Source organism: Aestuariirhabdus haliotis (genome assembly GCF_023509475.1).
Classification (GTDB): domain Bacteria; phylum Pseudomonadota; class Gammaproteobacteria; order Pseudomonadales; family Aestuariirhabdaceae; genus Aestuariirhabdus; species Aestuariirhabdus haliotis.
The window spans coordinates 1-15,350 of the sequence record NZ_JAKSDZ010000063.1 but is presented as its reverse complement, the minus strand read 5'-3'; the positions used below and the strand labels follow the sequence as shown (position 1 = coordinate 15,350).

Below are 15,350 nucleotides of genomic sequence, written 5' to 3'. Positions count from 1 at the left end.
AAATTAATAACAATGTTAAACGCTATGGTAAGGGACAATACTGCATGGGCTTATTAGAAATCTTTAGGTGAATTGACACCACAGTCGCTTGTTATGCGATTTAATTGATAAAGAATGCATACCTAAGTTAGCCCGCCTTACTTGAGCGACCATGTTTATTAAATAACTGGTATACGCTTATTAAAAACACCAAAAAGGCAGATATACCGATTAAAGGAGCATTATTTAACGCAGTAAGGAAACCAGTTGGTACGTTTTGTTTTAAACGCTCACACTCTGCTTGATGCTCGGATTTAATATTTTCAGGTGCAGATATTTTTACTTGGTTTGTACACACTGTGTCGAAGGTGTAATCCTTATGCCCAACAGCACCAAATATATCCATACTTTTTAGCACGATGAAAACCGAAAGTACCGCAATTATTCCATTAAGTATTTTGGGCAACGGTATTCACTCCTTGTTTTAGCGCATAACGCTTTGCTAAACGGCGCGCGTTAGCGCGTCCAGTGAAGGCCGTTTTTTGGCCGGAACGATGTTTGAGCAACTTGTTATAACTTACTTGGTACGAAACCAAAATATTACACCAGACAAAAGACCCACCACTATTGTAGGGATGCCCATGATCATAAGCGCTGCGCCAAACTCTTGATGGCGCTCGCCAAAGACCACTATAAAGCCTACCGCCGCGACGAATGAAATTATTACTGACACGCAAGCACAAGAAACTAAGACATTTATCAAATATTTAAAGTGCAACTTTCCAAAAATGCACCTAAAAATCGGATACCCGATTAGTGCAGCGGCAAACATTACAGGTAACCCAAAGATCAATGAGTAAGCGCCGAATAGCAAGCCTGCAAACATACCCGATTGATCAGACCAACCGGCACTCAAAGGAATGACGATCGCGAATATCAATAGGTACGCAAATATCATTGCCAATATAAAATCTTTTCGATTTAGCTCAATATTCATCACGAGTTATAACATTTTAATAACGAACGGTCTTATATATGTACTGATAAATTTTCTATAAGACTGGCGTAACTGGCTAATAATAATGGAATTCTATACTAATTATCATTTTGATGTTTGGGCAAACCGAGCGCGCTTATATTTCTTCATAAGTGCGCAGGTTATTTACAGGCCGAACTTTTTAACCAACTGATAATACGGTGTTTTTTTTCTGGCTCCCGCGTTAAACAAGACACCACCCGCAGATTTTCGAGCGTTATTTTTGGATACGTCAAAATATACTGTTCATATATACAAAAGCTCTTGATATATAAACGACAAGGCAACTCAGTATAAATCGCAGTCCTTTTATGGGAAGTTCCCGGTGTGGAATAGGTCTTCGTTTGTACAGTATGCGCACTGAATAGACCTATACCCTTTAGACACAGAGATGTATTCGGCTTTATCAATGTCGCTTCTCCCCATCCCCCAGCAATTGCCCCTACCCTTCTCGCCAACCACATACCTGTCAGCGTTGCAGGGCCAACTTATGGCTCCAAACTGCTCCACATGATGGTTACAAGAACAAACTGTGCGTACTTGAAGCAAACCGTAGCGCTGGCTAACCCGAAATTTTTACCCGCAGTTTGATGGCATCATGCAGCCAGTACTCGCGGTCGAACTCCATAAACTCACCGCTTTCGTCATAACACAGTCGTTCAAGATAGAGACCCGTGCTGCCTTGATGAACATTAAGAATACCCGCTTCTTCTGCCCCCAGGGCCTGGGAGCAGACTTCAATTTCACGCTCCGCCGGCACCAGCTGATAGGCATCGCGCAATATCCCCCACAACGACTGATCGGTGTCCTGTTGCAGTAAGCCCGGACACTTTTCCGGATTAACGTAGTTATGCTCCACCAGCACACAACGACCACTGACGAAACGGCGCCGCAAAATATGGTAGATCGGCTCACCTACAGAGATCGACGAACGTTCCGCCAACCAGCGAGGCGCTTCCGTGAGGGTTTTGGACAGGGTTTCGGTATCGGGTACAAATCCCTGCTCGGTCACATAATGATTAAATCCCAGATCCCGACTGGGTTCGTAACTTAACCGAGCCGGTGTCACAAACCAGCCGCGCCGGTTCGAGCGATAGATGCGCCCCTCGGCCTCTAACTGACCGAGCGCCTGTCGTAAAGTCACCCGTGTGGTATTAAACCGCTGGGCCAGTTCCCGCTCGGCCGGCAACCGGGCCTGGCTGGGCAAATTGGTGGAGGTTACCCAGTGCCACAGTTGATCACGAACCTGAAGGTAGACGGGATGCAGACTAGTCATAAAACGCCTGATATTTCTGATAGTTAATTCAGGCAGTGATAATAAGCATAAGCGACAGGGTTTGAACAGAGGCAGGTATTATTCTCAATCATTTCTTCAGGCGATAGCGTCGTTGACCGGTTTGTGCAAACCTTTGGCACGAATACGATTCACATTAAAATTGATCAAGTAGCGAAATACATATTGGTACAGCACTTTCCTCAGGCCCGACAGGTTGCTCCCCTGGCTGCCATAAAAGTCATCGGGTTGGGCGTAGACACCAAAGTCATCCGCAATCCCTTCACGTTGGATGTAGGTATCTTTTCCGCGCCAGTCCACTTCGGGGTTGGCAAGACAGGGGGTTGCAATACCATAACCTGAGAACTGTGCACATTGACCGCCCAGGCCATTTTGCACCTCACCTAAACCTTGCTGCACTCGGTTAAGGTAGGCACGGTCGATAATATAGCCTTCAAGGTTGATCCACCGACCCTCATAATAAACCTCGACCCAGCTATGAATAATTCGCTTTGGTGCCAGCACAAACAGATACTCGGGAATCGCTCCCCGCTGCAATTCGTTAAAGATGGTAAAGCCATGCAATCGAGTCGCAATGCCCACAGCGCGTAAAAGAGCCATCAGCAGCGTACCCTTGGTATTGCACTGGCCATAGCCATCACGGAGAACCTGGCTGGCTGACAAGCGGTCGTCTGCATTGTAACCAAAGAGAATGTCATCACGCACATAGGTGTAGATGGCGCCAATCGCATCGTACTCTGCCAGTTTTTGCCAACCTTGCCGGGCAATGAGTGATTGAATATCGGGATTGGAAAAATCCAGCATAGGGGTTTCTAGCAAATAATCCTTACAGGGTGTCATGATCACGGGCTCCAGACTGACTCGGTAGTGCCCAGCCTAATTGGATAGCTTCGGGAAAACTTGAATAAACTGGCTATTCCGCTGAATAGCTGGCACTAACCAGCGACATGAACTGCTCGAAAGCGCGAGCGGTAGCCGCTGGGAGAGTAGCCGGTTCTGCGCTTGAACATTCGAGTAAAGGAACTGATGTCTTCATAGCCCACGCTGTGGGTGATCACTTCAATACTTTGATGGGATTGCACCAGCAAACGACTGGCAGCATTGAGCCGTACTTCCTGTAAATAGTTCAGAGGCGTCACGCCGGTTGCCTGCTTGAAGCGTCGTACAAAGGTTCGATTGGACAAGCCAAAATGATCGCTTAAGGTGGCCATAGAGAACGCTTGCGCATAGCGCTGCTCCATCCAGCCCTGGATCTGCAGTATCAACGCATCACTGTGATACTTCTTGCTGGTCAGGGGCGTAAAGGACAGCTGGGTGGAGCGTTCCAGGTCGACCATAAAATACTTGGCGGCTTCCATGGCTGTCTGGTGGTCACAAAACAGCTCCACCAGATAGAGTCCCAGATCGAACCAGGAGGTGCCGCCGGCATCGCTCAGGATATTTCCGTCATGAATCAGCAACTGATCCGGCCTCAGATCCACCGACGGATAACGACGCCGAAACAGCGCCACATTGTCCCAAAAGGTCGTGGCCTTTTTATCATCCAATAATCCTGCTTCAGCCAGAAAGAAGGAACCATTACTGTTGCTGCCGATAATTGCATCGGTTCCGGCAGCCTGCTGAAGCTGCTGTACCACCCAGGGGTTATCTTTCAGGGTCTGCTCGATATCACCGGTAATCGTGGGTACCAGATAGATGTCACTGCTTTCGATGTCGGCAATGGCGCAGTGAGGTGTGATCGTCATTCGGTTCATCGCCTTGACCGGCTTGCCGTCCCGACTGGCCAGGCGTACCCGAAAGCGCCCCGCACCCTCAGTTTTACGGGCACGCTGGTAGGCATTACCCGCAAAATAGAGCAGATCACTGATCCCCATCACGGCGGCCGCCAGCGCGTAGTCAAATACCAGTACGGTAACGCTTACCATGCCACTCTCCGCCGAAAAAACTCGGTAAAGCATAATTCAAATGGCGAATTTCACCAAATATATGCCGTTTACTACAGTTACCCTGCCATGCCCAAACTGCCACACTCTGATCTACAACAATAAATTTCAAACCCTAAGAGAGCGTTGGCATGAGCGAGATTCAAACTCACTACCGGACCTGCAATATCTGTGAAGCCATGTGCGGTATCGAAATCAAGCACCAGGGCACCGAGATTATCTCGATCAAACCCGACCAGCAGGATCCCTTCAGTCGAGGCCATATCTGCCCCAAAGCCGTCGCCCTGCAAGATTATTATCACGACCCGGAGCGCTTGAAGACACCCATGCGCAAAACCGATTCCGGCTGGCAGCCGATCAGCTGGGAAGATGCCTTCACCGAGATCGGCACCAAAATGCGCGCCATTCAACAACAGCACGGCGCCGACAGTGTCGGGGTGTATCTGGGTAATCCGAACGCCCATAACTTTGGCAATGCCATCTTCCTGCCTCATTTTTTCAAGGCGCTGGGCAGCAAAAGTCGCTTCAGTTCCGCCTCGGCAGACCAGATGCCCCACCACGTGGCCGCCAACTATGTCCTGGGTTCCGGCATGGCCATCTCCGTGCCCGACATTAACCGCACCGACTTTATGCTGATCATCGGGGGCAACCCGGTGGTCTCCAATGGCAGCATGATGAGCGGTGCCGGTATGCCCGACCGTATCAAGGCGATCCAGCAACGCGGTGGCAAGGTTGTGGTGGTGGATCCGCGCCGCACCGAAACCGCAAAAATAGCCAGCGAGCATCTGTTTATTCGCCCGGAGAAAGACGCCCTGCTGTTGATGGCCATGATTCACAGCATCATCGAAAATAACCTGGGCAACTTGCGCCATCTGCAGCCCATCATTGAGGGGTACCAGCAGGTCGTCAGTGCGGCGGCTGAATTTAGCCCCGAGACGGTGGCCGATACCGTTGGCATTTCAGCCTCACAGATTCACCAGCTGGCTCAGGACTTTGCCAACGCACCCTCCGCCGTTTGTTACAGCCGTATGGGCGCCTCAACCCAATCCTTTGGTGGTCTGTGCCAATGGTTAACCCTGGTGTTGAACATCATCACCGGCAACTTTGATCGGGCTGGCGGCGCCATGTTTCCACAACCGGCGTTTGACCTGTTGCGTACCGTCAAACCGGGTAAACCAAATTCCTATGGCCGTCATCAATCCCGGGTGCGCAAACTGCCGTTCTTTAATGGCGAGTTCCCCATTGCGGCCCTGGCCGAAGAGATCACCACCGAAGGCGAGGGACAGATTAAAGCCATGTTCTGCATCGCGGGAAATCCGGTACTGTCGGCACCCAACGGTGACGGTCTGGATAAAGCCTTCGAGCAACTCGACTTTATGGTCGCCGTGGATATCTACCTGAACGAAACCACCAAACACGCCGATATTATTTTGCCCGCCACCACCGGCCTGGAAGTAGCGCATTTTGATGTTTTCTTTAACAGCTTTGCGGTCAGCAACACCGTGAAATATTCACCACCACTGTTTGATAAAACTCCCGAGCAAAAACACGACTGGGAGATTCTGAAAAACCTGGCGAGCTGTCTAACCGGAGCACCCGACGATGGTTCAACGCCGGAGTTTATTCTGGATATGACGTTAAAGTCCGGTCATTACAAAGATCAGGAAATGAGCCTGAAAAAACTGCAGGACAACCCACATGGCATTGATCTGGGTCCGCTACAACCCTGTGCCAAAGAGCGCATAAAAACCGCCGACGGGAGTATCCAGCTAGCGCCGGAATTCTTCCTGCAAGACCTGCCTCGCTTGCGCGCCAGCCTGCAAGAAGACGCGGCCGTGAAAGCGCAGTTTCCATTCGACCTTGTCAGCCGTCGCCTGGTCCGCAATCACAATACCTGGACTCACAACGCCCACCGTCTGATCAAAGGCAAAAACCCGGTCACCCTGCAACTGCACTCCCAGGATGCCGAAGCCCTGAACATCAGTGCCGGACAAAAAGTCCGTGTTCAGTCCGCCACCGGGCAGGTACAGATTGACGTGGAAATTAACGATGACATGTTGCCGGGTGTGGTCAGCATTCCTCAAGGGTGGGGGCACGACCACAAAAACACGGGCATGAGCGTTGCTGCCCAGCAACCCGGTGTCAGCATTAACAGCCTGACCGATCATCGCCGGGTCGATCTGCTGACTGGCAACGCTGCCTTTAATGGCACCCCTGTTCGTATCGAAGCCGCCTGATAACGGGAATAGACACTATGCATTTGATTACACCATTACTGCCTTTTCTTGCGGGTTGGGCACTGCTGTTTTTTACCGCCGATCTGGCTCAACTAGGCTGGGTCAATGCCATCGGACAACTGCTGCTGTTCAGCGTCGCCGTGTGTTTACCGGCCTGGAAAACCGGCCGCTTGTCCTACGTCGATATCGGCTGGCCTCTGGGGCTGGCGGTGATTGGCGCCCTGACCCTGGCACTGGCCGATGGCAACCCGATACGCAGCCTGGTGGTGAGCGGGGTTTATCTTTTTATCGGTCTGCGTATGGGACTGGGTGCTCTCAATCTTTGGCGCCATGGTGCGTTTAAAAAGGAGTTCCCCCGCTATCAGTACCAACGCCTGCGCTGGGAACGCAAGGGCATTAAAAATATCCCGGTGATGATGCAAGTCGAAGCCCTGGTGCAGGGTGTGGCCAATATGTCATTTCTGGCGTTTCCGGCTTTTATTATTGCCAGTAACTCGAGCCCCGAGATTCATCCGCTGGAAATCATCGGCCTGCTGTTATGGCTGGGAGCCTTCGCCATGGAATCAGTGGCCGATGCCCAGAAGCTCGCATTCCTGCGCAAGATGAAACAACAGGGGCTCAAACATCAGGTATGCAATGTCGGCCTATGGCGTTACAGCCGTCATCCGAACTATTTTGCCGAATGGATGGTCTGGAATGCTCTGGTGATTGCCGCCCTTCCTTCCTGGCTAGGCCGGTATGGTCAGGATACTCTCTGGGTTTGGGCATTATTAGGCGTGGGACTGGCGTTTGCGTCACGCATTATGTACGTCACCCTGGTGCACTACACCGGAGCCAAACCCGCGGAATATTTTTCGGTACAAAAACGGCCCGCGTATAAAAGCTACCAACAAACCACCAATATGTTTTTCCCCGGGCCACGCAAAAACAACACAACTGAAACAGAAGCTGAAACCCCGCAGTAACAGCAGAAGTTATCCGGGTTTGGAGGGCTGCTTCACAGCACGTATCGACATGCCAAAAAGAGTGCGAAAGGTTCGGCTCAGATGGGCACTGTCAGAAAAACCGGCCGCGTGGGCGGCGGTTGTGGCCTGTTCACCGCGGAGCATCCCATTGATTGCACAGATGGTACGGCGCCACAACAAATAGGGACGCCAGGCAATACCAACCTGTTCCCGGAACAGATGCAAAAAGCGGCTTTCGGATAAACCTAACTGACGGGACACGTCGGCCGCCCGCCAACCGCTGGGCTTCAAACAACGGCTGAGCAAACAGCGATCCAGCTCGGCGAGCAATTGTTGAATACGCTGATCGGACAACATAGTGGTACCGTTGGAATGAGCATAATGCTTGTCCAGTCCAATCGCCGACAACAAAGGTGCCAACAAAGGAGCCAGACTATCGCCCTGTTCGGGTACGGCACCATTAAAACCAGCAATATCAATCGCCATCAGCGAACGGTGCTGCAGATAATCGGCTAGCTGTTGACCAAAATCACTCTGGGGCTCGACCAATATCACCCAGCCTGCCGCCATCTGCATTCGATGCTCAACCTGAGAGTTGATCATCACCGGTCCTGTAAAGGTTTCCCCCTGGGAATGAATTACGAAGTCTCCAGCCGGCCACACCAACTGTATGGCATGGTGTTTATGAGCCGATGCATCAAGCGCGGCACCGTAAACGGTCAGAGTACCCGGAGAGAGCCAAACGGAAGGTAACATCGGCGGTGATCAGGTTGAGCATGAAGGACTACCTATACCCTTATACTCGAGCATAATCAATCAACCAGCTCCCTGTGCAAAAACTATAACCCGGTGACATGCGTTTTGTGATCCACCAAAAAGGAAAGCATAGAACAAAGGCCCGTTGCCAAAACGTCTGAAGCTCAGTATTACAATAAGCCTGTTGGTATGCCTTGGAACTCAATAAGCCAGAACGACCTGGTCGCTATAAGCCCGACAGGTTACCAGCCTCGTCGCTTGTTAAGGGGGCTACTATCAATTCTCCACGGCTCGATCTCAGCACCTCAACCTGGACGCCATAGGTTTCGGTAATCAAGGAGGATGAGAACAATGTTTCTGTATCGCCTTGACCTAATACCCTTCCTGCATTCATAAGAATGACCTGATCGGCAAAACGGGCCGCTAAGCCCAGGTCATGCATAGCAACAATCGTTACCGCATTACGCTTAACCGTTTCCGCTTTAAGTAACGACATGACTTGTAATTGCCGCTTCAAATCCAACGCGCTGGTAGGTTCATCCAGAAGGATAAGATCAGGTGATCTCACCATCATCTGACACAAAGACACCAGCTGCTGTTGCCCTCCCGAAAGCTCACTCACATAGCGATCGGCCAATGACTCAACCTGGCAGCGCTGTAACCAGATCTCAACCGCATCAAGATCATCCTCATCAACTTGCCATCGGCTGAGGCTTTTTCTGGCCAGAAGCACGGCTTCAAATACCGTCAAATGAACATTGGCCGAAAACACCTGGGGCATATAAGAAACCGACTGGAAACGCTTCGCTCTCGTCAGGGATTGCAGCTCTACCCCATTTAATGAAATGGACGCCGCCTCGGCAGCGATCAACCCGGCAAGACTTTTAAACAAGGTAGATTTACCGGCCGCATTGGGCCCTAACAATACCGTTAAACGACCCGCGGCAATGTTAGACAACTGCAGTTTATCCAGCACTCGCTTAGCGCCGTAAGAAACCGTTAAATGATCAACATTAAGGCTCAATTCCAGCGTCTCCTCTGCGAACCCAGAATCAAACTTATAAAGAAAGGAATTCCAACCAATGAGGTAATAATGCCTACTGGATAGACCACACCGTCCGTCACCGATTTACTGACCAGCGACGTTAATGACATGATCAGCGCTCCCGAGATCAACGACATGGGTAGAAAAAAACGTTGATCTTCCCCTACCAACATACGGGCAATGTGGGGGCCAACCAGACCGACAAATGCAATAGTGCCCACAAACGAAACGGCGGTTGCTGTCAGCAGGGAAATGCACAGAAGCATTTCAATACGCACGCGTCTGGTATCAACACCAAGACTTTCAGCTTTTTCATCCCCCATGCGCAATGCTGTCAAAGCCCAGCTTCGATAAAGAAACAAGGGTACAACAAGCAAAACCACCACACTGCAAACACTCACACTGAGCCAATTGGCCTTACTCAACGAGCCCATCATCCAGAATACAATCTGACTCAATTGAACATCGGTTGCCGAATACTGAAGTAGACTCAAAAGCGCATTAAAGGTAAACAACAACGCAATCCCAACCAGCACCATAGTTTCACTGGACGCACCACGCCTACGAATGAGGAAATACAGTGAGCAGGATGTCAACAACGCAAAGCCAAAGGCGCTGACAGTGACAAGACCATCACTTAACAGAGGAAACAGTTCCAGCCCTAGGCTTCCCCCCAACACAATGGCCAGGGCAGCACCAAAGCTGGATGCCGACGAGATGCCCAGAGTAAAGGGATCGGCCAGGGGATTATTTAAAATGGTTTGCATTTCTGCACCAGCGGCACCCAACATGGCTCCGACCAGAAGAGCCAGCAGCGCCGTTGGAAGACGAATATCCCAAATGATAATCTGGGCCTGAGGCGAACTGTTCCCCAGGCCAAGCACAACATCGAGAACGGTTGAAACAGAAAAACTTCCAGGTCCGGTGACAACATCTGCCAACACACTCAGCAAGAGCAGCAAAAAGCCAATGGCCAGCAAGTACTGTCGCTTGAGATTGTTTTTTCGATAACGTTGTGCCGTAGTGGCAGCCTCGTAAACAGCAGGTGTCTCCATCAGCAACGAGACCAGGATATCTGATACGATTTTAATTCACCCAGCATGGTGACATGACTGGAGATAACGCCTTCTACAGCCTCAAGCGCACCCTCATCATCGGCTTCACAGGAAAACGCCATCGCTCCGTTTAATAGCGACATATGGCAAACTCCCATTGGGAAATACACCGTTGATCGATCTTCATTCGTGTCAACGCGAACCTTTTTTGAGAAATGTTTGGCAAGAGTAGCTATATATTTTTCAGATTTAATGGCAGGAACATCAGTATGGGATCGATACATAGGTTATCTCTATCAGGTTTGTATAGTTATAAAAAACAACGTAAAACATTCAGTCAATAGCAACAGAATAAGACCCGGCAAGATCAACCGGATAGAACCCCTCCAACATTGTCGATAGCATTTCCTCTGGATTCAGTGATGCAAAGCGCTCTGGATGAAACCATTTTGCCAGCCTCTGCACGGCATAAATATTCATTGGAGAATTGTAAAAATGGTGCCAAATAGCATAAGCCCTTCCCTTTTCGATTGCAGAAAAATCTTCCACGCCTTTTCTTGACAAAAGGGCTTGCAATGAAGCTCTTGCTTGAAGCTGATTTACCCCAGGACCCAAAACCATGTTCTGATAGTGGCGATCTTTATCATTTTTTCCAGAGACAGAACCACCCGGTTCCGATTCAGCCAGCGAGCCAATTGCAGTTCCTACATAGATGTCAAATTCAGATCGAATAGCATGCTCCAGACTTAACTCACCCACCTGACCTGGCAGCAAATCGGTGGCTATACTTCTTCCTCCAGCCACGCTGGCCATCTCGGCAAACATCCCCCTCGATACCGTCAAACAGCAGGCCTGACGGTTACTGACTCTTAACTCAAATAATACCGAGGGGTACTCAGAGGGGTCGATATCGTTAACCACCCTGGAAACCTTGTTAAGCTCCTGGCGATAGAATTCAGAAAATGCTTTACCCTTTTCGGGCACGCCTAAGACTTCTCCGACAATCTCAACACTTCGAGCCGTATTTTTAATCGGATCCGATCTGAAATCGATAAAGACAATCGGGATACCCGCAGCCTCTAGCCGTTCAATGATATGCCGAGAGCGCTTTCCCGGACCATGGCCACTCAAGCCGAAAATTGCCACATCAGGATTCAGTAGAATGATTTTTTCTACACTGACACTCTGCTCATTCGTATTACCAAAGCTTGGAATATCATCTATATCCGGTAACGATTGCCGATAACGCTCGAAGCTGGCCGGGTCATACAGACGCAGGTCATTCATCATACCAACCACTCTTCGGGTTGGCTGCTTAATCCCTAAAACGCCCAACACCGACATAAAACGACCTTCCCCAAGCACAACCTTTTCTGCCGGTTTTTCCAGAACGACCGTTCTTCCTGCGATATCAACCAGACGAATGGTTGCCTTTGCCTCAAAGGTAAAAGTCAACAAGGCCAGTAACAAGCCACTGACCCACACACTGGGGCCCCGTCTACACTTCATTCATTTTTCCTTTTGATGATTACAAACGTTTTTATCGGATTGGGTAATATTCCAAATCTTTCCAACCCCTGGAGAAAACCCATGCCTCAGCATTAATACTGGTAAGACACGGTGACTTTGGCATTACGCCCTGGCTCCACATCCTGAAGGTACAAGGATCCAAACAGAGGGTGTGAACTTACACCAGTCCGCGATGACTGGGAGGCATAGTATTCATCAAAAAGGTTATCAATACCCGCGATAATCGTTAACCCTTGCAATGACTTTGGGTTCCATCTGGCTGACAGATTATGCACGGTATAGCCATCTTTTTTATTGCCAGAATCCAACGATGTACTATCGAGATCCAGACCCGCATGCAGGTCTTTCACATGCAACATATCCCAATGCAAGGTTGTCTCAGGGTTCATTTCGTAATCTACGATCAGGCTAATGGTATCGCCTTGCTCTCTGTCCAGACGTGCTCCGTCAAATTCGGAAAAACGTTCAAAGGCATCCAGTTCACTATCAGCCTTTGAATAGGTCACCAAGACTTTCAACGGCCCTAAATCGTAACCCAGGTAGGCTTCGTAACCGGTGATTTCCATATCACCGACATTGCTTTTGGTGTTTCGATTAATGGTATTGTCATAGATGTAATCGTCAATTTCTGTTTTAAACAGGGTTATACCCGCGGTAAATCTATCGGACCCCAAAACCTGGTCTTCAAATCCAACACTCAACTCACTATTGACCCCGGTTTCTGCTTTTATGTCTGGATTAGGCGTATCGTATAAGCCGGCCCCTACGAAAACTTCTCCAATTTCCGGCCCTTTGAATAACTGGGTTTGCGAAGCCTTAATACGCAGATTATCCGTGGGCGAATAATCCAACCCCCAACCGTAGGTTGTTTCATCATAACTTTTATCAACCACAGTAGAATCGATACTGTAATCGTCATACCGAACCCCTAGAATCAGATTCAAATCATTCGTAATACTGATATCATTTTCGACAAACAGGGCATAATTATCCGCATCTTCTTTTGAGCGTCTATCTGGGGCGATCGCAAGATCATCACTTTTAAAATGATATTCCGTATCGTACTGGATCATTTCAAGGCCATATTTCAGACTCTGGTCAAAGCCAAAATCGAACATTGTGTTCGCCAATACTCGATAGCCGAAATTATCCGCTTCCCCTTTGACCGTCCCGGCAAACTCGGGCCGCCAGTTATATAATCCACTTTCATCCCGTTCCAGCTCACTTTCATTAAGAAACAAGCTGGCTTCTATGATCGTTGCGTCAAATTCGGCATCATAGTTCAGGGTGTAGGTATCACGAGTAAATTCAGTGGGGTAGGTCAGATCAATCCCTAATCTTTCAGCAATAATGAGATCCGTAGTTAATCCCATATCCGGTCTATAGCTATAGTCACCTTCATCTTCATACCGTTCAAAACCGAACTTTATTCGTTGATTGTCACTGATGTCGAAGCCTGTCTTGATCAGGGCATCTTTGACTTCTCCATCCAAACCCTTAACCGTGCCATTGGTGCCAGGTATCTTGTTGCCATTTTCATCCTTGATCTTGCCTTCGCCAACTTCGAAGTTATCCCGGTCTACAAAGTTGTAATACGCCAATAGGTCCAGGCGCTCCGTTATCTGGCCATAGGCCGTACCCGATACCGCCTTCGACTTGTTATCTTCATAGGTGGCGCGTGCTATTCCTCCCCACTCTTCTCCTGGCCGGAGCAGGTTTCTTGCAGACTTGGTTTTAAAATTAACGACGCCCCCTAGACCGCCATCGATGACCGAGGTTTTACCAACCTTGATTTCTGCCGATTGCAATATATCCGCATGAATTTGCAGATTACCCATATGGTGGTACATGTAGGTATTTTGATTGGCACCATCGATGGTTATCCGGAGGTCTTTATCATCCATGCTTCGGATCGTTATTCTTTGATTAAGTGAATGCGCCCCACCGACATCCACCCCCGGAATAATGCGTAACAGATCGCTCAGATGATCCGCCTGGCGCATCTGAATATCATCGCTCGTTAAATTCAACGAGGTGCTTTGTATTTCCGTGCCCCAGACGGTGACTGTTTCCTGAGCAGCCTCTTCTGACTTAACCTGCTTATCCTCTGCCAGTGCCGAATTCACCATAGCCACTGAAAGCGCGAGACAACTGAGCTTGAATACTGATTGAGACCTCAACATACAACAATCTTCCCCTGAATTATGGAAAACAACGCACCCATACTTAATACGAATGATTCTTATTTATGGTATCATGAGTTGCCCAACCCTAGGCTGACCAATAATTATTAAGTGAGTGCAAATTGTTATGATTCAGCGTCAACTCAACAGCAACACGGCCAATGCGACACCCTGCCAGCGGCAGGAAGCCGCTTCCGATTGCGTATGTCCCAAGAAAATCTACCTTGAAGATATTCAACCGCTGAATGCCGCTTTGGGGTTTGCTGTTCCCCAAACCATCACCAACGATCAATCACCCTTAATGGTGGGAGAGTATTGTCATTTCACTCTGCAAAAAGGTCTGACAATGCACACCAGTCATGTCGTTGAAGAGCAGACAACCCACACCTCTATTGAGTTACCACCGGGCATCAGTTTTAACTTTGTTTTTGATGGCTGCATTGATTTCTGCTTTTCCGGTCAGCAATACACCATTGGCTCCGATCCAGGTAACGACAACGCCGTTTCTTGCTCCGTAATTATTAACAACAGCAGGGAAATGCTGACTCGCCACACCAAATGCGGCATGCGGATACACAAGCTCAACCTTTTTGTGGAAAGGGACTGGCTGATGCAGCGCTGCCAGTCTGAAAGCGATCGAGCAACCATGGATAATCTGTTTCGCGACCAGCAGGTTTTCACCTGGTTGCCTGACAACAACACTCAGGTTAAAGCTGGGTCTCTGGTTCGCTTACCGACCAGTAATAATTTCCTAACCCAGCTCACCGTTGAACATCTGGCGATTGAACTTTTATCGGATTGCCTCCAGGGCAGCCTCAAACACTTGCAGGTCACACAATCTCCTCGAACCACCACCAAGCGAACATTTGAAGACACCTCCCTGATCAAGAAACTTGAGCAATACCTGGACACTGATTATTCGCTTCGGGATATCGCCTCCAAGCTGGGTTTTAGCAGCAGTTCTTTACAACGAAAATTTAAAGATCGCTATGGTGTAACGGCATTTTCCTATCTGAAATTACGTCGTCTGGAGCTGGCCAAGCAATTACTAATAAGTGATAAGCTGTCAGTCAATGAAGTGGCGTACCGTACAGGCTATCGGCACGCTTCCAACTTTATCAATGCATTTCGTACAGCGGTAGGCATGACGCCAGCCAACTATGTAAAATCCCACAACCAGATTTCATCAAACAAACCAATTTCATCTGATCCGGACAATAAATCAAAATCACCTTAAGGCACCTCTGATTAATTCGGATAGATCTCTGCGGATCCTAAAATGGTTTTTATCAAGGCGAAGCTCGCCGTTCATGTCGAGACCTGAACA

At 49.0% G+C, this 15,350-nt stretch carries 14 protein-coding genes; 3 read left to right on the top strand and 11 right to left on the bottom strand.

The features are described 5' to 3' along the window. Positions 1–127: 127 nt before the first annotated feature. From MIB40_RS18285 to MIB40_RS18265, 5 genes are all read right to left on the bottom strand, one after another. Positions 128–445, bottom strand: a complete 318-nt coding sequence (locus MIB40_RS18285) for a hypothetical protein (protein ID WP_249696943.1) — start codon at positions 443–445, stop codon at positions 128–130. 111 nt (positions 446–556) lie between these two features. Further along, entirely contained in the window at positions 557–979 is a 423-nt protein-coding gene (locus tag MIB40_RS18280) for a hypothetical protein (protein WP_249696942.1), read from the bottom strand. Positions 980–1,577: 598 nt separating this feature from the next. Continuing rightward, positions 1,578–2,291 (bottom strand): UTRA domain-containing protein, encoded by a 714-nt coding sequence (locus tag MIB40_RS18275; protein WP_249696941.1) that lies wholly within the window; start codon positions 2,289–2,291, stop codon positions 1,578–1,580. A 96-nt stretch (positions 2,292–2,387) separates the two neighbouring features. Beyond that, positions 2,388–3,149 (bottom strand): transglutaminase-like domain-containing protein, encoded by a 762-nt coding sequence (locus tag MIB40_RS18270; RefSeq protein WP_249696940.1) that lies wholly within the window; start codon positions 3,147–3,149, stop codon positions 2,388–2,390. Positions 3,150–3,244: 95 nt separating this feature from the next. Continuing rightward, positions 3,245–4,234, bottom strand: a complete 990-nt coding sequence (locus MIB40_RS18265; protein ID WP_249696939.1) for a GlxA family transcriptional regulator — start codon at positions 4,232–4,234, stop codon at positions 3,245–3,247. Between the two features lie 149 nt (positions 4,235–4,383). Here MIB40_RS18265 and MIB40_RS18260 point away from each other — a divergent pair, with 149 nt between their 5' ends. Then, the gene (locus tag MIB40_RS18260) at positions 4,384–6,489 is read left to right on the top strand and encodes a molybdopterin-dependent oxidoreductase (protein ID WP_249696938.1); all 2,106 of its coding nucleotides are present in this window, start codon (positions 4,384–4,386) and stop codon (positions 6,487–6,489) included. Between the two features lie 17 nt (positions 6,490–6,506). Next, positions 6,507–7,454, top strand: a complete 948-nt coding sequence (locus MIB40_RS18255; protein ID WP_249696937.1) for a DUF1295 domain-containing protein — start codon at positions 6,507–6,509, stop codon at positions 7,452–7,454. 9 nt (positions 7,455–7,463) lie between these two features. Here the strand turns inward: MIB40_RS18255 and MIB40_RS18250 are convergent, their stop codons facing one another. From MIB40_RS18250 to MIB40_RS18225, 6 genes are all read right to left on the bottom strand, one after another. Then, on the bottom strand, positions 7,464–8,210 hold the full coding sequence (locus MIB40_RS18250) for a helix-turn-helix transcriptional regulator (RefSeq protein ID WP_249696936.1): 747 nt from the start codon (positions 8,208–8,210) through the stop codon (positions 7,464–7,466). Positions 8,211–8,436: 226 nt separating this feature from the next. After that, positions 8,437–9,234, bottom strand: a complete 798-nt coding sequence (locus MIB40_RS18245) for an ABC transporter ATP-binding protein (RefSeq protein WP_249696935.1) — start codon at positions 9,232–9,234, stop codon at positions 8,437–8,439. After that, positions 9,231–10,310, bottom strand: coding sequence for a FecCD family ABC transporter permease (locus tag MIB40_RS18240; RefSeq protein WP_249696934.1), 1,080 nt, complete (start codon positions 10,308–10,310; stop codon positions 9,231–9,233). The genes MIB40_RS18245 and MIB40_RS18240 overlap by 4 nt, the downstream gene beginning before the upstream one ends. Further along, positions 10,310–10,594, bottom strand: a complete 285-nt coding sequence (locus MIB40_RS18235; protein ID WP_249696933.1) for a DUF2218 domain-containing protein — start codon at positions 10,592–10,594, stop codon at positions 10,310–10,312. Before MIB40_RS18235 ends, MIB40_RS18240 begins: the two co-directional genes overlap by 1 nt. 49 nt (positions 10,595–10,643) lie before the next feature. After that, positions 10,644–11,795: an ABC transporter substrate-binding protein gene (locus MIB40_RS18230; protein WP_249696932.1), complete on the bottom strand. Its 1,152-nt coding sequence runs from the start codon at positions 11,793–11,795 to the stop codon at positions 10,644–10,646. A 116-nt stretch (positions 11,796–11,911) separates the two neighbouring features. Continuing rightward, positions 11,912–14,023: a TonB-dependent receptor domain-containing protein gene (locus tag MIB40_RS18225; RefSeq protein WP_249696931.1), complete on the bottom strand. Its 2,112-nt coding sequence runs from the start codon at positions 14,021–14,023 to the stop codon at positions 11,912–11,914. 127 nt (positions 14,024–14,150) lie between these two features. Between MIB40_RS18225 and MIB40_RS18220 the strand changes: the two genes are divergently transcribed. After that, entirely contained in the window at positions 14,151–15,260 is a 1,110-nt protein-coding gene (locus MIB40_RS18220; protein WP_249696930.1) for a helix-turn-helix domain-containing protein, read from the top strand. The last annotated feature ends 90 nt before the right edge of the window (positions 15,261–15,350 follow it).

What these genes read in the sequence shown, in the direction of transcription:
- MIB40_RS18250 (WP_249696936.1), bottom strand. Translation starts at nt 8,210, where the DNA reads ATGTTACCTTCCGTTTGGCTCTCTCCGGGTACTCTGACCGTTTACGGT.
- MIB40_RS18270 (WP_249696940.1), bottom strand. Translation starts at nt 3,149, where the DNA reads ATGACACCCTGTAAGGATTATTTGCTAGAAACCCCTATGCTGGATTTT.
- MIB40_RS18220 (WP_249696930.1), top strand. Translation starts at nt 14,151, where the DNA reads ATGATTCAGCGTCAACTCAACAGCAACACGGCCAATGCGACACCCTGC.
- MIB40_RS18235 (WP_249696933.1), bottom strand. Translation starts at nt 10,594, where the DNA reads ATGTATCGATCCCATACTGATGTTCCTGCCATTAAATCTGAAAAATAT.
- MIB40_RS18260 (WP_249696938.1), top strand. Translation starts at nt 4,384, where the DNA reads ATGAGCGAGATTCAAACTCACTACCGGACCTGCAATATCTGTGAAGCC.
- MIB40_RS18265 (WP_249696939.1), bottom strand. Translation starts at nt 4,234, where the DNA reads ATGGTAAGCGTTACCGTACTGGTATTTGACTACGCGCTGGCGGCCGCC.
- MIB40_RS18275 (WP_249696941.1), bottom strand. Translation starts at nt 2,291, where the DNA reads ATGACTAGTCTGCATCCCGTCTACCTTCAGGTTCGTGATCAACTGTGG.
- MIB40_RS18255 (WP_249696937.1), top strand. Translation starts at nt 6,507, where the DNA reads ATGCATTTGATTACACCATTACTGCCTTTTCTTGCGGGTTGGGCACTG.
- MIB40_RS18240 (WP_249696934.1), bottom strand. Translation starts at nt 10,310, where the DNA reads ATGGAGACACCTGCTGTTTACGAGGCTGCCACTACGGCACAACGTTAT.
- MIB40_RS18225 (WP_249696931.1), bottom strand. Translation starts at nt 14,023, where the DNA reads ATGTTGAGGTCTCAATCAGTATTCAAGCTCAGTTGTCTCGCGCTTTCA.